This window comes from Pseudomonas flexibilis, assembly GCF_000806415.1.
GTDB lineage: Bacteria > Pseudomonadota > Gammaproteobacteria > Pseudomonadales > Pseudomonadaceae > Serpens > Serpens flexibilis.
Map to the genome: position 1 here is coordinate 36,287 of NZ_JTAK01000009.1, position 16,637 is coordinate 52,923.

At 65.1% G+C, this 16,637-nt stretch carries 14 protein-coding genes; 3 read left to right on the top strand and 11 right to left on the bottom strand.

What is annotated here, in order from left to right:
• Positions 1 to 30: 30 nt before the first annotated feature.
• From PT85_RS16670 to PT85_RS16715, 10 genes are all read right to left on the bottom strand, one after another.
• Positions 31 to 1,584: a SpoVR family protein gene (locus PT85_RS16670; protein ID WP_039607284.1), complete on the bottom strand. Its 1,554-nt coding sequence runs from the start codon at positions 1,582 to 1,584 to the stop codon at positions 31 to 33.
• Positions 1,584 to 2,855: a YeaH/YhbH family protein gene (locus PT85_RS16675; RefSeq protein ID WP_027590631.1), complete on the bottom strand. Its 1,272-nt coding sequence runs from the start codon at positions 2,853 to 2,855 to the stop codon at positions 1,584 to 1,586. Before PT85_RS16675 ends, PT85_RS16670 begins: the two co-directional genes overlap by 1 nt.
• A 91-nt stretch (positions 2,856 to 2,946) precedes the next feature.
• A complete protein-coding gene (locus tag PT85_RS16680) occupies positions 2,947 to 4,869 on the bottom strand; it encodes a PrkA family serine protein kinase (RefSeq protein WP_039562618.1) in 1,923 nt (640 codons plus the stop codon).
• A 249-nt stretch (positions 4,870 to 5,118) separates the two neighbouring features.
• Positions 5,119 to 5,448, bottom strand: coding sequence for a thiosulfate sulfurtransferase GlpE (glpE, locus tag PT85_RS16685; protein WP_039562619.1), 330 nt, complete (start codon positions 5,446 to 5,448; stop codon positions 5,119 to 5,121).
• Complete coding sequence (locus PT85_RS16690) at positions 5,445 to 6,380, bottom strand: symmetrical bis(5'-nucleosyl)-tetraphosphatase (RefSeq protein WP_082013096.1); 936 nt, start codon at positions 6,378 to 6,380, stop codon at positions 5,445 to 5,447. The genes glpE and PT85_RS16690 overlap by 4 nt, the downstream gene beginning before the upstream one ends.
• Entirely contained in the window at positions 6,380 to 6,757 is a 378-nt protein-coding gene (apaG, locus tag PT85_RS16695) for a Co2+/Mg2+ efflux protein ApaG (RefSeq protein WP_039562620.1), read from the bottom strand. Before apaG ends, PT85_RS16690 begins: the two co-directional genes overlap by 1 nt.
• A gap of 29 nt (positions 6,758 to 6,786) precedes the next feature.
• Positions 6,787 to 7,599, bottom strand: coding sequence for a 16S rRNA (adenine(1518)-N(6)/adenine(1519)-N(6))-dimethyltransferase RsmA (rsmA, locus tag PT85_RS16700; protein WP_039607285.1), 813 nt, complete (start codon positions 7,597 to 7,599; stop codon positions 6,787 to 6,789).
• 98 nt (positions 7,600 to 7,697) lie between these two features.
• Complete coding sequence (gene pdxA, locus PT85_RS16705) at positions 7,698 to 8,690, bottom strand: 4-hydroxythreonine-4-phosphate dehydrogenase PdxA (protein ID WP_039562622.1); 993 nt, start codon at positions 8,688 to 8,690, stop codon at positions 7,698 to 7,700.
• A gap of 152 nt (positions 8,691 to 8,842) precedes the next feature.
• Positions 8,843 to 10,141, bottom strand: a complete 1,299-nt coding sequence (locus PT85_RS16710) for a peptidylprolyl isomerase (RefSeq protein WP_027590636.1) — start codon at positions 10,139 to 10,141, stop codon at positions 8,843 to 8,845.
• A complete protein-coding gene (locus tag PT85_RS16715) occupies positions 10,122 to 12,833 on the bottom strand; it encodes an LPS-assembly protein LptD (RefSeq protein WP_039607286.1) in 2,712 nt (903 codons plus the stop codon). Before PT85_RS16715 ends, PT85_RS16710 begins: the two co-directional genes overlap by 20 nt.
• Before the next feature lie 129 nt (positions 12,834 to 12,962).
• On the opposite strand from PT85_RS16715, the gene PT85_RS16720 reads away from it, so the two are divergent.
• From PT85_RS16720 to PT85_RS16730, 3 genes are read left to right on the top strand one after another with little or no spacing between them, the layout of a single operon-like run.
• Positions 12,963 to 13,991 (top strand): aminoglycoside phosphotransferase family protein, encoded by a 1,029-nt coding sequence (locus tag PT85_RS16720; RefSeq protein WP_039607287.1) that lies wholly within the window; start codon positions 12,963 to 12,965, stop codon positions 13,989 to 13,991.
• Positions 13,988 to 14,659, top strand: coding sequence for an N-acetylmuramate alpha-1-phosphate uridylyltransferase MurU (murU, locus tag PT85_RS16725; RefSeq protein ID WP_039562628.1), 672 nt, complete (start codon positions 13,988 to 13,990; stop codon positions 14,657 to 14,659). The genes PT85_RS16720 and murU overlap by 4 nt, the downstream gene beginning before the upstream one ends.
• 2 nt (positions 14,660 to 14,661) lie before the next feature.
• Positions 14,662 to 15,450, top strand: a complete 789-nt coding sequence (locus PT85_RS16730; RefSeq protein WP_027590640.1) for a DnaJ domain-containing protein — start codon at positions 14,662 to 14,664, stop codon at positions 15,448 to 15,450.
• Between the two features lie 15 nt (positions 15,451 to 15,465).
• On the opposite strand, the gene PT85_RS16735 is transcribed toward PT85_RS16730, so the two are convergent.
• On the bottom strand, positions 15,466 to 16,533 hold the full coding sequence (locus PT85_RS16735) for a DUF3530 family protein (protein ID WP_027590641.1): 1,068 nt from the start codon (positions 16,531 to 16,533) through the stop codon (positions 15,466 to 15,468).
• Between the last annotated feature and the right edge of the window lie 104 nt (positions 16,534 to 16,637).

Below are 16,637 nucleotides of genomic sequence, written 5' to 3' on the forward strand. Positions count from 1 at the left end.
CTCCTCGGGAGGGCTCCGGCCGGAGCCCGGTCAGATCGGCGGCAGGGCAAGGTCCAGATGCGGGTACTCCTCGCCGGTCCCCTGCGGGGGCATGTGCTGGGATTGGATGACCTTGTCGCCGCGCACCGTCTCTAGATGGACATCGAAACCCCACAAACGATGCAGATGCTTCAGCACTTCCTGGGTGGAATCGCCGAGCGGCTTGCGTTCATGCTGGATGTGACGCAGCGTCAGCGAGCGGTCGCCCCGTCGGTCCACGTCCCACACCTGCACGTTCGGTTCGCGGTTGCCCAGGTTGTACTGCGCGGCCAGCTGTTCACGAATCGCCCGGTAGCCCGCCTCATCGTGGATGGCCGGCACCAGCAACTCGTCCTGCTGATCGTCGTCCAGCACGCTGAACAGACGCAGATCGCGGATCACCTTGGGTGAGAGGAATTGCTGGATGAAGCTTTCATCCTTGAAGTTGGCCATGGCGAACTTGACCGTTTCCAGCCAGTTGCCGCCGGCGATGTCCGGGAACCAGCGGCGATCCTCGTCGGTGGGGTGCTCGCAGATGCGCCTCAGGTCGCTGTAGATGGCGAAGCCCAGCGTGTAGGGATTGATGCCGCTGTAGTAGGGGCTGTCGAAGGCGGGCTGATAGATGACATTGGTGTGGCTCTGCAGGAACTCCATCATGAAGCCGTCGGTGACCAGCCCCTCGTCGTACAGCGCGTTCATCAGCGTGTAGTGCCAGAAGGTGGCCCAGCCCTCGTTCATCACCTGGGTCTGGCGCTGCGGGTAGAAGTACTGGGCGATCTTGCGCACGATGCGCACCACTTCGCGCTGCCAGGGCTCCAGCAGCGGCGCGTGCTTTTCGACGAAGTAGAGGATGTTTTCCTGCGGTTCGACCGGGAAGCGCTGGTTGGCGTCGCGCTGCGATCCCTTGTCGGCGGCGCGTGGAATGGTGCGCCACAGGTCGTTGATCTGCTTCTGCAGGTGTTCCTCGCGGCTCTTCTGGCGCAGCCGCTCCTCCTCGGCGGAGATCGGGTAGGGGCGCTTGTAGCGGTCCACGCCGTAGTTCATCAGCGCATGGCAGGAGTCCAGCAGATCCTCCACCGCCTTGATGCCGTGGCGCTCCTCGCACTCGCTGATGTACTGCCGGGCGAATACCAGGTAGTCGATGATCGAGCTGGCGTCGGTCCAGCTGCGGAACAGGTAGTTGCCCTTGAAGAAACTGTTGTGGCCGTAGCAGGCGTGGGCGATCACCAGGGCCTGCATGCACATGGTGTTCTCTTCCATGAGGTAGGCGATGCACGGGTCGGAGTTGATGACGATCTCGTAGGCCAGGCCCATCTGCCCGCGCGTGTAGCCCTTCTCGGTGGCCAGGAAATGCTTGCCGTAGGACCAGTGGTGGTAGCCGATGGGCATGCCCACCGAGGCGTAGGCGTCCATCATCTGCTCGGCGGTGATCACCTCGATCTGGTTGGCGTAAGTGTCCAGGCCGAAGCCGGCGGCAAGCCGGCCTATCTCGCGATCGTAGGCCTGGATCAGCTCGAAGCTCCATTCCGAGCCGGTTGAGATCGGCTGGCGTTTGCGGCTGTTCATCAGGCCATCCTCCGCTGGAACAGGTCGCGGAACACCGGGTAGATGTCGGCCGCCGAGATCAGCTGCTGCTGGGCGAAGCTGTCTGGGAAGACTTCATGCACCGTCTCGTACTCGTACCAGAGCGCCTGGTGTTCGCGCGGGGTGATTTCCACATAGGTGAAGTACTGGACGAACGGCATGATCTTCTCTTCCAGCAGCTCGCGGCACAGGGGGGAGTCATCGTTCCAGTTGTCGCCGTCGGAGGCCTGGGCGCCATAGATGTTCCATTCGTGCACCGGGTAGCGGGCGGCCATGATCTCCTGCATCAATTTCAGGGCGCTGGACACGATGGTGCCGCCGGTTTCCCGGGAGTAGAAGAACTCCTCCTCGTCGACCTCCTTGGCGCTGGTGTGGTGGCGGATGAACACCACCTCGATCTTGTCGTAGCTGCGCTTGAGGAACAGGTACAGCAGGATGAAGAAGCGCTTGGCGATGTCCTTGGTGGCCTGGGTCATCGACCCGGAGACGTCCATCAGGCAGAACATCACCGCCTTGGAGGTCGGGTTGGGCTGCTTGATCAGCAGGTTGTACTTGAGGTCGAAGGTATCCAGGAACGGAATGCGGTCGATGCGCGCCCGCAGTTTTTCGATCAGCGCCTCGGTGGCCTGGATGTCGCTGAAGTTATCCGGCTCCTCGCGGCGCAGGCGCTCCAGTTCCGCGCGCGCGGCGCGCAGCTTGAGGCGGCTGCTGCCGGACAGCGCGATGCGCCGCGCATGGGCCGAGCGCAGGGTACGCACGATGTTGATGCGCGATGGGTTGCCTTCGTTGCTGATGCCGGCACGCACGGTCTTGAAACTGTCGGCGCCGGTGATGTGGCGCTTGACCAGGTTGGGCAGTTCCAGGTCCTCGAACATGAAATCGAGGAATTCCTCCTGAGTGATCTGGAACACGAAGTCGTCCATGCCTTCGCCGCTGTTGCCGGCCTGGCCCCGGCCGCCGCCGCCCCCGCCGCCCTCCTGCGGACGGGGGATGCGCTCGCCGGCGACGAACTCCTTGTTACCCGGGTGCACGCTGGTCTGCCGGCCGCCGCGGCCGTGGTGCAGGATGGGTTCGTCGATGTCGCGGCCGGGGATGGTGATCTGCTCGCCGTGCTCCATGTCGGTAATGGAACGCCGGCCGACGGCTTCCTCGACGGCTTTCTTGATATGGCCACGGTAACGGCTCAGGAACCGCTGGCGGTTCACCGTGCTCTTGTTCTTGCCGTTCAGGCGGCGGTCGATGACGTAGCTCATATACGCGCTCCGGGCTAGCGGGAAGCTGCAGGCCGGAAGCTGGCAGTGCGCTGCGGTGCGCACAGGCGTCCAGCTTCAGGCGTCAGCTGCGTTACTGCGATTTACGTACCCGCAGATACCATTCGGACAGCAGGCGCACCTGTTTCTCGGTATAGCCACGCTCGACCATGCGCACCACGAAGTCGTTGTGCTTCTTCTGGTCTTCCTTGCTGGCCTTGGCGTTGAAGCTGATGACCGGCAGGAGGTCCTCGGTGTTGGAGAACATCTTCTTCTCGATCACTACGCGCAGCTTCTCGTAGCTCAGCCAGCTGGGGTTCTTGCCGTTGTTGCTGGCGCGCGCGCGTAGCACGAAGTTGACGATCTCGTTGCGGAAGTCCTTCGGGTTGCTGATGCCGGCGGGCTTCTCGATCTTCTCCAGTTCCTCGTTGAGGGCCATGCGGTTGAGGATCTCGCCGGTTTCCGGGTCGCGGTACTCCTGGTCCTGGATCCAGAAGTCGGCGTACAGCACGTAGCGGTCGAAGATGTTCTGCCCGTACTCGCTGTAGGACTCCAGGTAGGCGGTCTGGATTTCCTTGCCGATGAACTCGATGTAGCGCGGCGCCAGGTATTCCTTGAGGAAACGCAGGTAGCGCTCGCGCACCTCCGGCGGGAACTGTTCCTGTTCGATCTGCTGTTCCAGCACGTAGAGCAGATGCACCGGGTTGGCGGCGATCTCGTGCGGGTCGAAGTTGAACACCTTGGAGAGGATCTTGAAGGCGAAGCGGGTGGACAGGCCGGTCATGCCCTCGTCGACGCCGGCGGCGTCGCGGTATTCCTGGATCGACTTGGCCTTGGGATCGGTGTCCTTGAGGTTCTCGCCGTCGTACACGCGCATCTTCGAATAGATGTTGGAGTTCTCCGGCTCCTTGAGGCGCGACAGCACCGAGAACTGAGCGAGCATCTTCAGGGTGTCCGGGGCGCAGTGGGCGCGCGACAGCGTGCTGCTGGCCAGCAGCTTGTCGTAGATCTTGATCTCGTCGGTGACGCGCAGGCAGTAGGGCACCTTGACGATGTAGATACGGTCGATGAACGCCTCGTTGTTCTTGTTGTTGCGGAAGTTGTGCCATTCCGACTCGTTGGAGTGGGCGAGGATGATGCCGTTGAACGGAATCGCCCCGAGTCCCTCGGTGCTGTTGTAGTTGCCTTCCTGGGTGGCGGTGAGCAGCGGGTGCAGCACCTTGATGGGGGCCTTGAACATCTCGACGAACTCCATCAGCCCCTGGTTGGCCCGGCACAGGGCGCCGGAGTAGCTGTAGGCGTCGGCGTCGTTCTGCGGGAAGTCCTCCAGCTTGCGGATGTCCACCTTGCCGACCAGCGAGGAGATGTCCTGGTTGTTCTCGTCGCCCGGCTCGGTCTTGGCGATGGCGATCTGGTTGAGGATCGAGGGGTGCAGCTTGACCACCCGGAACTGGCTGATGTCGCCGCCGAATTCCTGCAGCCGCTTGGTGGCCCACGGCGACATTATGTTGCTCAGCAGACGGCGCGGGATGTTGTATTCCTCTTCGAGGATGGCGCCATCCTCGCTGGCGTTGAACAGGCTCAGCGGCGATTCGAACACTGGCGAGCCCTTGATGGCATAGAAGGGCACCTTTTCCATCAGTTGCTTGAGCTTCTCGGCCAGTGAGGACTTGCCGCCGCCCACCGGACCCAGCAGGTAGAGAATCTGCTTTTTCTCTTCCAAACCCTGGGCAGCATGGCGGAAGAACGAGACGATCTGCTCGATGCTTTCTTCCATCCCGTGAAAGTCGGCGAAGGCCGGATAGCGGCGGATGACCTTGTTGGAGAAGATGCGCGACAGGCGCGGGTCGCTGGCGGTATCGACCAGTTCGGGCTCGCCGATCGCCAGCAGCAGGCGCTCGGCAGCACTGGCGTAGGCGCTGGGGTCGCGCTTGCAGAGGTCCAGATACTCCTGCAGGGAATATTCTTCCTCGCGAGTCGTTTCGAATCGCTGCTGGAAGTGGCTGAAAATGCTCATGACGTCACCTCGCTCGATTGATAGAGCCGGCGCGGCTCGTTCTTGCGGGTGCTGGCTGCCTGCCGAGGACTCGGTCAGGTCAAATCCCCCAGAACCTAAGGTCGCTTACGCCGGGAGCCGGTGGACCGGCTCTTCCATTTTTCGATGGTCTGGGAGCAAGGATAGTTCGTAATCGTGGCGGTCAATGGCGGGCCGTCCGAAGCGGTCGGCGGGTGGCCGCCCGGGAGGGCGGCCGGAAGGGGGCAGGGCTCAGTCGTTGCCGCGGCTCACCGCCTGCGGATAGAGGCTGCGCCAGTGCTCGAAGCCACCGTCCAGGCTGTACACCTGGCTGAAGCCTTGGTGGGCCAGGTAGTTCGCGGCGCTCTGGCTGGAGATACCGTGGTAACAGTTGACGATCAGCGGCTGGTCGAAGTCTGCCTGGGCGATGAAGTCGTGCAGCGAGTGGTTGTCCAGGTGGCGGGCGCCAGGGATGTGCCCGTTGGCGAAACTCTGTGCATCGCGGATGTCGACCAGTTGCGCGCCCTGCTCCAGCAGTTCACGGGCCTGCTCGGGGGCGATGCGCTGGAAGGTGTCGGTCATGGACGGCTCCTGAAGAGGCGGGACAGGTGGTTGAGGCCGGTCGCGAGCAGGGAGGTGCCCTCGCCCTGTTCCGGCTGGGGTGGCGAGGCAGAAGGCTCGTCGTGGCTTTCCCGCTTCGGCTTCTGGCAATCGCAGTGGTGCAGTTCGCCGCTGTCGACGTTGAGCAGGGTCATGGCGCCGCCCCATACGCAGCCGGTATCCAGCGCATACAGGCCGGGCTCATCGCAGCGCCCCTCGAGTGCCGCCCAGTGGCCGAAGATCAGCTTCTGCCCGCGGGCCTTGCGCTTGGGGTGGCTGAACCAGGGGGCGAAGCCCGCCGGTGCGCTGGACAGGCCTTCCTTGCTCTTCAGGTCCAGCGTGCCGTCTGCGGTGCAGAAGCGCATGCGCGTGAAGTAGTTGGTGATGACCCGCAGGCGCTCGATGCCGTGCAGATTCTTGCTCCACCTAGCGGGCTCGTTGCCGTACATGCCGTCGAGGAATTCCCGGATGCGGTTGTCGTCCCGCAGGACTTCTTCCACTTCGGCGGCGCGCAGCAGGGCCTTCTTCAGCGTCCACTGCGGGGGAATGCCGGCATGCACCAGCGCTATGTCGCGCTCGGCGTCGTAGTGCAGCAGCTTCTGCCGGCGCAGCCAGTCGAGCAGGTCATCGCGATCGGGCGCCTCGAGGATTTCGCGCAGCGAGTCGTGCTTCTTCAGACGCTCGATGTTGTAGGCGGCAGCCAGCAGGTGCAGATCATGATTGCCCAGCACCGTAGTGATCGAATCGCGCATGGCGTAGAGAAAGCGCAGGGTGCCCAGCGAGTCCGGGCCGCGGTTGACCAGGTCGCCAACCAGCCACAGGTGATCCCTTGCGGGCTGGAAATCCACCCGTTCGAGCAGGCACTTGAGGGGCTCCAGGCAGCCCTGGATGTCGCCCACGGCGTACAGGGCCATCAGTGCAACGCTCCGGGAACAGCGAGACGGAAGGGCGGGATCGGCGCTTCGAAACGGGAGCCGTCGTCGGCGAGCATCTGATAGCTGCCATACATGCTGCCCACCTCGGTGTGCAGCAGGGTGCCACTGGTATAGGTGTAGCTCTCGCCGGGTTGCAGATGCGGTTGCTGGCCGACCACACCCTCGCCGCGCACTTCCTGAACCTGCCCGTCGCCGTCGGTGATGATCCAGTGGCGGCCCAGCAACTGGGCGCCGATCTGACCGCTGTTGTGCAGCGTGATGGTGTAGGCGAAGGCATAGCGCTGCGACTCCGGTTGCGAGCGATCGGAGAGGTAGCGGGTGACGACCTGGATGTCGATGCGAGGGCTTTCGGTCATGCGCGTGGGATATCTGCCTGTGGTCGGGACTAGGAAGTTTCGTCGCGGGGCGCCTGCAGGGCCAGGCGGTCGGCCAGGCGCACGAAGGCGGCCAGATCCAGTTGTTCCGGGCGCAGAGAACCCTCCACGCCAGCCGCCTCGATGTCCTCGGCGCTGAGCAACCCCTTGAGGGTATTGCGCAGGGTCTTGCGGCGCATGTTGAAGGCCGCGCGCACCACGCGGTCGAGCTGGCGCGGATCCTGCGCCGGGTGCGGCGGGGTTTCGTGGGGCACCAGGCGAACGATGGCCGAATCCACCTTGGGCGCCGGATTGAACGCGCCCGGGCCGACATTGAACAGATGCTCCACGCGGCAGTGGTACTGCACCATGATCGACAGGCGGCCCCAGTCACCGCCACCCGGCTCGGCAGCCAGGCGCTCGACCACTTCCTTCTGCAGCATGAAATGCATGTCGCGGATCAGATGGGCGTGATCCAGCAAGTGGAAGATCAGCGGAGTGGAGATGTTGTACGGCAGGTTGCCGACCACACGCAGGCTGTGCGGGCCATCGGCGAGGGTGGCGAAGTCGAACTTCAACGCATCGCCCTGGTTGATGTGGAAATTCGGCCGGCCAGCGAAGCGGCTGTTGAGGATCGGGATCAGGTCCAGGTCGAGCTCCACCACTTCCAGGTTGGCGCCGCTGTCCAACAGGCCCTCGGTCAACGCGCCCTGGCCGGGGCCGATTTCCACGAGCCGCTCGCCGGCACGCGGGCGGATGGCGCGCAGGATGCGGTCGATCACTCCCATGTCATGCAGGAAGTTCTGGCCGAAGCGCTTGCGGGCGCGGTGTTGGTAGTCGGACATGACAGGGTTCCGGAAGCTGACTGCGCAAAGCGAAAGGGGCGCAGTTTAACAGGTGAGATCGGCTGACGGAAAAGCGGCGCCAGAGCGCCGCTGCGTTTTCAGCATGGCCGGCTGTCCGCCATCAGGTAGGCGGTGTGCAATGCCACGCGCAGGCTGCCGGTATCGATGCGTCCGCTGCCGGCCAGGTCCAGGGCGGTACCGTGATCCACCGAGGTGCGAATGATCGGTAATCCCAGAGTGACATTCACCGCTGCGCCGAAGCCCTTGTACTTGAGCACCGGCAGGCCCTGGTCGTGATACATGGCCAGCACCGCGTCGCAGTGCTCCAGATGCTTGGGCGTGAACAGGGTGTCGGCCGGCAGCGGACCCACGAGATCCATGCCTTCCTGGCGCAGCTGCTCCAGGGTCGGCTCGATGACCTCGATCTCCTCGCGGCCCAGGTGCCCGCCCTCGCCCGCGTGCGGATTGAGGCCGCAGACCAGGATGCGTGGCCGGGCGATGCCGAACTTGTCGCGCAGGTCCGCATGCAGGATGCGCGTGACGCGCGTCAGGCGCTCGGGGGTGATGGCCGCCGCCACGTCCTTGAGCGGCAGGTGGGTGGTCACCAGGGCGACGCGCAGACCTTCGGTGGCGAGCATCATCACCACCTGTTCGGTGTGGGTCAGCTCGGCGAGAAACTCGGTGTGCCCGGAGAAGGGTACGCCGCCTTCGTTGATCACGCCCTTGTGCACCGGCGCGGTGATCATGCCGGCGAAGGTCCCGGCCACGCAGCCTTCACCGGCGCGGCGCAGGGTTTCCAGCACATAGCCGGCGTTGGCCGGGTCGAGGCGGCCGGGCTGCGCCGGGGATTGCAACGGCGTGTGCCAGACATACAGGCTGCCGGCCGGGGCCGGTTCCTGCGGCCAGCGCCCCGGGCCGACGTCGAGCAGGGTGATCTCCAGGCCCAGCTCGCCGGCCCGCTGGCGCAGCAGCTCACGACTGGCGATGGACACGAGGGCATGGGGCTGCGCCTCGCGGGACAGCAGCAGGCAGAGGTCGGGACCGATGCCGGCGGGCTCGCCGGGGGTGAGGGCAAAGAGGCGGCAGGACATGATGGATACCCGTAAGGCCAGCGGATGCCGGCCGGCTTGGATTGACGTCAGGGCTCAGTGGAGGGCGCTGACCGACGGAGCCAGGCTGTTGCAGAATCCCCTCTCCCTGATCGGGGGAGAGGGGCCGGGGGAGAGGTGAAACGGCCTGGCAGCTAGATCTTGATCTCGACATACGCCTCGTCGCGGATCTGCCGCAACCAGGTCTGCAGTTCCTCGTCATACTTGCGGCCACGCAAGGCGTTGAGCGCCTGCTGCTCGCGGAACTGGTCGCTGCTGTCCACCGAGCGGCGGTCCAGCACTTCGAGGATGTGCCAGCCGAACGGGCTGCGGAACGGTCGCGACAGACGGCCCACCGGGGTGTTGCCCATGACGCTGCGGAATTCCGGCACCAGCGCATTCGGGTCGACCCAGTTGAGGTCCCCGCCATTGAGGGCCGAGCCCGGGTCTTCGGAGAACTGGCGTGCCAGGGTGGCGAAATCCTCGCCATTCTGGATGCGCTGGTAGAGACGCTCCGCCAGGCGCTGGCTGTCTTCCAGGCTGCGGATTTCGCTGGGCTTGATCAGGATGTGGCGCACACGGGTTTCCTGGCGCAGCATCTGCTCGCCTTCGCCGCCGCGGCGCTCCAGCAGCTTGATGAGAATGAAGCCGCCCGGCGTACGCAGTGGCTGGGTCACTTCGCCGACTTTCAGGGAGGAGACCATGGCGTCCAGCGGCGGGGGCAGCTGGGCAGCTTTGCGCCAACCCATCTCGCCGCCTTCCAAGGCGTTCTCGTCGGCCGAGCGGGCAATGGCCAGCTGGGCAAAGTCGGCGCCACGGCGCAGTTGGGCATGGATCTCGCGCGCCTGGCGCTCGGCGTTCTGGATGGCGCTGCTGGAGGCGCCTTCAGGCAGCGGGATCAGGATACTGGCCAGGCGCAGGTCTTCGGACAGTTGCAGCTTGCCCAGATCGGAGGCGAGGAAGTTCTTCACTTCCTGGTCGCTGACCTGAATACGCTCGGCGACGCGGCGCTGGCGTACGCGGCTGATGATCATCTCGCGGCGCACCTGCTCGCGAGCGTCCTCATAGGACAACCCGTCGCGCGCCAGTGCAGCACGGAACTGGTCCAGGCTCAGGCCGTTGCGCTGGGCGATGCTGGCCATGGCCTCGTTGAGCTCGGCATCGCCGATGCGAATGCCGGAGCGCTCGCCGATCTGCAGCTGGATGTTCTCGATGATCAGGCGTTCCAACACCTGCTGGGTGAGCACATGCTCGGGCGGCAGGGCCGCGCCGCGCCGGCCGATGGTCTGCTGCACTTCGCGCAGGCGGGCCTCAAGCTGACTCTGCATGATGACATCACCGTCCACGATGGCGGCCACACGATCCAGCGGACGTACCTCGGCGCCGGCGGCGGCGGTGAACAGCAGGGCACCCAGCAGCAGCGGGCGCAGACAGTCAGCGAGCTTGTTCTTCACGTCTTCGGTAACCTTGAATGCCTTGATCGAGGAAGGACTCTAACCTGTTGCCGGTCACGCCGCCGAGCCCCTTGAGAATGATCTGCACGAAGAAACCGTGATCGGTTTCCTCGTTCAGCGCCGGATTGAGGCTGGTTTCGTCGCGGTCGATCCACTGGCGGTAGACCATGCGCAGTTTCCAGCAGCAGCTGTCGTATTCGAAGCCGCTGATGGCATCCAGCGTGCGTTCGCGCCCGTAGTCGTACTGCCAGCGGGCCAGCAGGCTCCATTGCGGGACGATCGGCCAGACCACCGAGAAATCATGCTGGCTGACCTTGTAGTAGTCCTTGATGTAATTGTCCTGTCCTGGGGTGCCGTAGTCCGGGTCGGTCACATAGCGCCCGGTCAGGGGATCGAGACGCGTGGTCTCGTTGCTGTAGCGATAACCCAGGTTAAAGATCTTGTTGGGGTTATCGGCGGGCTGGTAATGGAAGAATGCGCTGCCCGAGCGCGTGCGGTGCACGTCCGGATCCCAGTTGAAGTTGGCCGTCAGTCGCCAGTCCTGATTGAAGCGGTACTGGTACTCAAGGGCGTAGGGCGATACCGACGCCTGTGCGTCGTCGCGGGTGCGGTAGTCGATATCCGGCATCTGCACTTCGCGATCCTGGAAGTACAGAATCTGCCCTATGGAGAAGCGCTGGCGCTCGAAACCGTTGGGCTGGATCCAGCGGTTGGTCAGGCCAAGGGACAACTGGTTGGCGTCGCCGATGCGGTCCTTGCCGGCAAAGCGGTTGTCGCGCCACAGCGAGGAGTAGCTGAACGTTGTCTCGCCCGTATCGAAGATCGGAATCTCATCCTGCTCCTCGTAGGGGGCGTAGAGGTAGAACAGGCGCGGTTCGAGCGTCTGGCGAAAATCCTGGCCGAACAGACGGGTGTCGCGGTCGAAGAACAGACCGGCGTCCAGGCTGGCGATAGGCAGGCCGCGGTCTGGGGAGTCGTTGAAAGCCGTTCCGGCGGGCAGTGTGTCGAAGCCGCGCTGATCGAGGTCCAGGTCGTACTGTGTATGGGCGTATTTGACGGTTGGTTTGAGGAAGCCCCAGGTCCACTCCAGCGGCAGACTGAGGCTTGGCTCAAGATGGATTCGGGAGCCTTCGGCGCGCTTCAGTCCAGTCAGGTTATTGTCGTACCAGGGCGATGTGCTGCCGTCTTCCGCCGTGAAATTCCCGCTGCGCAGGCTGCGCTGGAACTGCACATATTCCGTTTCATAGTTGAGCGCCAATCCGCCCGGGTTGAACGGCAGACGGCCGTTCAGGGTGAGTTGCGGAAGACGATCGTATGGGGTGACGTCCTCTACCGAGGTGCGCTCAAAGGCGTGGACGTTCAGAGCTGCGGTGTAGCTGTCACCTCGCCAGTTCAATCCGGCGCGCTGGTTAAGGTAGTCCGGCGTGCTGATTCCCAGATTGGTATCCAGATCCTGAAAATAGTAGGGATCGCTGATGGTGGTGTAATCCACCTCTCCACGCAGGCGCGGTGTGAAGTCGCTGGTGTGTTGCCAGCTGTACAGCCAGCGGGTGGCTTCGTACTCCGACTGCAGGCGGCGGTCGTCGTTTTCGTCATCCAGCCAGGCGGCGCCCATCTGGCCGCGACTGTCGCGGGTCAGGTAGCGGAACTCGCCTTCCATCTGCAGGCCGCGCTCGGTCATGTAGCGCGGATACAGGGTGGCGTCGTAGTTCGGCGCCAGGTTGAAGTAGTAGGGCGTCTGCAGCGCGATGCCGCTATCGTCCGTGCTGCTGAGGCTCGGCGGCAGGAAGCCGGACTGGCGCCGGTCATCAATCGGGAAATAGATGTAGGGCGTGTAGAAGACCGGGATGTCCTTGACCCGCAACGTGACGTTCGTGGCGGTGCCGAAGCCGGTGGCCGGGTTGAGGGTGACGTTGTTGCCCCTGAGCTCCCAGGTGTTCTCGCCCGGTTCGCAGCTGGTGTAGGTGCCGTCCTTCAGGCGGATTACCGCGTTTTCGTCGCGGGTGGCATAGAGCGCGGTGCCCCGTGTGTGGGCGGGATGCATGACGTACTCGGCGTTGTCCACCCGGGCCTGGCCTGAGTCGAGCTGCAGCTCGGCCCGATCGCCCAGCACCAGCATGCCCCGGTCGCGCAGGCGCACCTGGCCCTCCAGTTCGCCCTGGCCGGTCTGTTGGTCGAGGGTGGCGGTCTGTGCCTCGGCCTGCAGGCCGGCCTGGCGCAGCACCACATCGCCCTGCAGGACGGTGCGTTCGTTGCGCTGATCGTAGCTGGAGCTGTCCGCCGAGGCGTAGGTCGGGGCTTCGTCGGCGGGGGTGCGGTCATCCATGCCCGGGCGCGCCGGCTCCACATAGCCGCCCCGGCACCAGGGGCCGATTTCGGCCTGCTGTTCGGCCGTCAGCTGGTCACGTGGCACCCAGTCCAGATGCTGGTGCGGGTTGAACGACGGGCGTGAGGAGGGCGCGCGTTGCGGCGCTGGCGCAGCTGCCGACGCGCCATCGGAACTGCTATGCTCCGGCCGCGGCGGAAGGTCGGCCGGAGCAGGCTCGGCGGCACAGACCCAGGTGCCATCTTCGGCGCTTCGGCAATCGAATTGTTCCTCCGCCCCGAAGCTGTTCGTCAGTGGTTGCAGCGCCAGCAGACCGCCGGCCAGCAAGGGAAATTTCCTGCGAAATGCGAAGATTCTTACGGCCATCTTTCGGGTCCGACTGCTTTGCGCGATGGGCCTGCGAAGAGCTGTCGCATGCTTCTCGATGGGCTGATAAAAGGCGTTGGATGATAAAACATGACCTGCACAACGGCCAGCGCCGTCGGAGACTCCCGAATGATTGATCACGATGTCCGCCTCCAGCGGCTGAGTGCCTGGTTCGACCGGCTTTTGCCTGCACTGTTCGCGTCGCAGGGCTGGGGAGACGTGATTCCGGGTGAGCTGACCCCGGCCAGTAGCGACGCCAGTTTCCGCCGCTATTTCCGCTGGCAGGGTGGTGAGCGCACCTTGATCCTCATGGATGCGCCGCCGCCGCAGGAAGATTGCCGCCCCTTCGTGAAGATAGCCGGCCTGTTGGCCACTGCCGGTGTGCATGTGCCGCGCGTGCTGGCCAGCGATCTCGAAGAGGGCTTCCTGGTGCTCGATGACCTGGGCCGCCAGACTTACCTGGAGGTGATCGACACGCAGAACGCGGATCGCCTGTTCGACGACGCTGTCCGCGCGCTGCTGGCCTTCCAGCGGCTGCCGCAGGATGCCGGTCTGCCCGCCTATGACGAAGCCCTGCTGCGCCGCGAGCTGCAGCTGTTCCCCGACTGGTACCTGGCCTGCGAGCTGCAGGTGAGCCTGAGTGTTGCACAGCAGGCGGCCTGGGAGCGCAGCTGCCGCGTGCTGATCGACAGTGCCCTGGCGCAACCGCGCGTGCTGGTGCACCGCGATTACATGCCGCGCAACCTGATGCTCAGCGAGCCGAATCCCGGCGTGCTGGACTTCCAGGACGCCGTCTACGGCCCAGTCAGCTACGACATCACCTGCCTGTTCAAGGACGCCTTCCTCAGTTGGCCGCTGGACCGCGTGGATGCCTGGCTGGAGCGCTACTGGCTGCGGGCGCGCGAAACCGGCATCGCGGTGCCGGAACGGTTTGCGGATTTCCTGCGCGACTGCGACCTGATGGGCGTGCAGCGTCACCTCAAGGTGATCGGCATCTTCGCGCGCATCTGCCATCGCGATGGCAAGCCCAGGTACCTGGGCGACGTGCCGCGCTTCTTCGCCTATATCGATGCCGTGACGGCGCGGCGCCCGGAGCTTGCGGAACTGCGCGAGCTGCTGGAAGAGCTGTCGGGGCGACCGGCTGGGTGTTCTGCATGAAGGCGATGATCCTGGCCGCCGGCAAGGGCGAACGCCTGCGCCCGCTGACCCTGCATACCCCCAAGCCGCTGGTGCGCGTCGGTGGCAAGCCGCTGATCGAGTACCACATCGAGGCGCTGGCCCACGCCGGTTTCCGCGAGCTGGTGATCAACCATGCCTGGCTTGGCGCACAGATCGAAGAGTATCTGGGTGATGGCGCGCGCTTTGGCGTGCGTATCGCCTACTCCGCCGAAGGCGAGCCGCTGGAAACCGGCGGCGGCATCCGCAAGGCCTTGCCGCTGCTCGGCGACCAGCCTTTCGTGGTGGTCAACGGCGACATCTTCACCGACTACGATTTCGCCCGGCTGCGCGACATTGAGGTCGCTTCAGTCCATCTGGTTCTGGTCGATAACCCTGAGCATCATGCCGATGGGGATTTCGCCTGGCGCGCGGGTCGGCTGGTGGCGGACCGGGAGGATGTGGCGCGACTGACCTACAGTGGTATCGCGGTGCTGCATCCCCGGCTGTTCGCGGGCAGTCCGGAAGGAGCTTTCAAACTGGCTCCGCTGCTGCGCCGCGCGCAGGCTGAAGGAGCGGCCAGTGCGGAACATTTCACCGGGCGCTGGATCGACGTCGGCACCCATGAGCGTCTGGCGCAGGCGGAGCGCCTGCTGGCGGGAGAGTCTTGAACATGCGTTGGCCTGTCACCCTGTTGGGCGCAGCCGCCGGATTGGCGCTGGCGAGCATTCCCGGCGCGCTGTTGGGTGGCGTGCTCGGCCATAGCCTGGATCGCCGTCTGCAGATCCGCTCCTGGAAGGGCCTTATCCAGCGCCTGGGCTGGAGCGGTGGCGAGCTGGATGACAATGATCTGCTGTTCATCCTGCTTGGGCGCCTGGCGAAGAGCGACGGGCGGGTCCAGGAGGCGCACATCGCCCAGACCCGTGCGGAAATGCGCCGCCTGAGCCTGGACACCGAGCAGCAGCGCCGCGCCATCGAAGCGTTCAATCGTGGTAAGACCGGCGACGACGGCCTGTTGTTGCCGTTGCGTCGGCTGCGCAAGCGGCCCGAAAAGGTCCGCAGTGTGCTTTCCAGCTGCTGGCGGCTGGCGGCTGCCGAGCCGCAGATCAGCGAGCGCAAGCGCAATCTGATTCTGCTCTGGGGCCGCTGGGCCGGCTGCACACCGGGCGAGGTGCTGGATCTGCAGCCGACCGCCAGCCAGCACAATCCCGGCAAGGCGCGTGAATCGGCGGTGGCGCCGCGCGCGCGTAACCCCTACGAGGAAGCCCTGCAGCTGCTCGGTGTGCGGGAAACCTCCGAGTCCGGGGAGATCAAGCGCGCCTACCGTCGCCTGCTCAGTCAGTACCACCCGGACAAGCTGGCCGGCGCCGGCGCCAGCTCCGACGCGGTGCGCCAGGCCACCGAAAAGACCCGCGAACTGCACAGCGCCTACACGCTGGTGCGCGAGCGCCACGGGTTCTAAGCGGTCTGCCCTGGTTCAGCGCTGCGCCGAGCGTGCGTCCAGCTCCAGCCAGCCGCGCACGCGGCGTACCAACTGCTCCTGCTCGGCGCGAGCGTCGCTCGGCAGGCTCTGCAAGCCGACCTGCATATAGGCCGGATGCTGCTGGCGCTTGCCGGCGTTCAGGCGTTCACGGGCGGCAGTCGACTGGTGCGCCTGGTCACGGTAGTAGAAATCGGCGGTCGCCAGGCGCAGCTGCGGCAGCAGCTCGTCGAGTCCTGTCTTGGCGTCCCCGGGTTCGCGGGGGGAGACAATCACCAGTTGCGCCACCTCGCCCGGCTGCTGCTCCTGAAGGAAGCGCGCGGCCCAGTAGGCGCCGGTGCCGTGGCCGAGCAGGACCAGCGTGCGCGGCTGCTGCTGGCGCGCAAACTCCAGTGCGGCGCGCAGGCGTGCCTGCACACGTTGGGCGTGGTCCGGTTCCGCCGGGGCCAGGTCGTCCAGCGCCGCGCTGGCGCTGGCTGTGTCGGGAGTGAATTCGGCGGCAACGGTCGGGGTGCTTGCCTCCTGCTCGGCGCGGGCCGTTTCGGCTGCCGGCTCGCCCTCCGTTTCCAGCGCTTCGGGTGCTTCCACTTTTTCCACACCTTCCAGCATCACGGTCACCGGCTTGCCCTTGCGTGCTTTCACACCGGCGTTCGGGCCGTCCGGCAGGGTCAGGCTCAGGGTGCTCCAGCCGAGGTCCGGCAACTGGCGGCGCAGCGGACCAATTGCGGTGGGCCAGTCTGCGGTTTCGCCCTCGCCCGGCAGGAGGATCACAAGCCCGGCGGGCTGCGCTTGGTTGGCCGGCAGCCACAGGGACAGGAACGGATCGGCGCCACCGTCGAGGGTAAGTTGCTGGCGCGCCGGCAACTGGCGCTGCAAGGCCTGCTGCTGCGCCTCGCTGCGGCTGTCCAGCATGGGGCGCGGCGGCACGCTGCGTGGCGCGGGCTCAACGCTGAGAGGCGCGGCTTCAGGGGCGGTGGCTGCGTTGTCCTCGGCCAGGGCTGGCAGGCCGTGCAACAGCACAGCCAGGGTCAGAGGAGAAAGCAGGGCGGCAGGGTGGCGCAGCATGGCAACGAACCGGCGATGGGGAGACGCACGCAGTCTAAAGGGCAATTGCCGGCTTGTCAGGCAAGGTGTCGGCGGACAGCGCAAGCCCGCCAGCGGGAGTACAA

Coding starts and splice junctions, on each gene's coding strand:
- PT85_RS16670 (WP_039607284.1), bottom strand. CDS start 1,584: ATGAACAGCCGCAAACGCCAGCCGATCTCAACCGGCTCGGAATGGAGC.
- PT85_RS16675 (WP_027590631.1), bottom strand. CDS start 2,855: ATGAGCTACGTCATCGACCGCCGCCTGAACGGCAAGAACAAGAGCACG.
- PT85_RS16680 (WP_039562618.1), bottom strand. CDS start 4,869: ATGAGCATTTTCAGCCACTTCCAGCAGCGATTCGAAACGACTCGCGAG.
- glpE (WP_039562619.1), bottom strand. CDS start 5,448: ATGACCGACACCTTCCAGCGCATCGCCCCCGAGCAGGCCCGTGAACTG.
- PT85_RS16690 (WP_082013096.1), bottom strand. CDS start 6,380: ATGGCCCTGTACGCCGTGGGCGACATCCAGGGCTGCCTGGAGCCCCTC.
- apaG (WP_039562620.1), bottom strand. CDS start 6,757: ATGACCGAAAGCCCTCGCATCGACATCCAGGTCGTCACCCGCTACCTC.
- rsmA (WP_039607285.1), bottom strand. CDS start 7,599: ATGTCCGACTACCAACACCGCGCCCGCAAGCGCTTCGGCCAGAACTTC.
- pdxA (WP_039562622.1), bottom strand. CDS start 8,690: ATGTCCTGCCGCCTCTTTGCCCTCACCCCCGGCGAGCCCGCCGGCATC.
- PT85_RS16715 (WP_039607286.1), bottom strand. CDS start 12,833: ATGGCCGTAAGAATCTTCGCATTTCGCAGGAAATTTCCCTTGCTGGCC.
- PT85_RS16720 (WP_039607287.1), top strand. CDS start 12,963: ATGATTGATCACGATGTCCGCCTCCAGCGGCTGAGTGCCTGGTTCGAC.
- murU (WP_039562628.1), top strand. CDS start 13,988: ATGAAGGCGATGATCCTGGCCGCCGGCAAGGGCGAACGCCTGCGCCCG.
- PT85_RS16730 (WP_027590640.1), top strand. CDS start 14,662: ATGCGTTGGCCTGTCACCCTGTTGGGCGCAGCCGCCGGATTGGCGCTG.
- PT85_RS16735 (WP_027590641.1), bottom strand. CDS start 16,533: ATGCTGCGCCACCCTGCCGCCCTGCTTTCTCCTCTGACCCTGGCTGTG.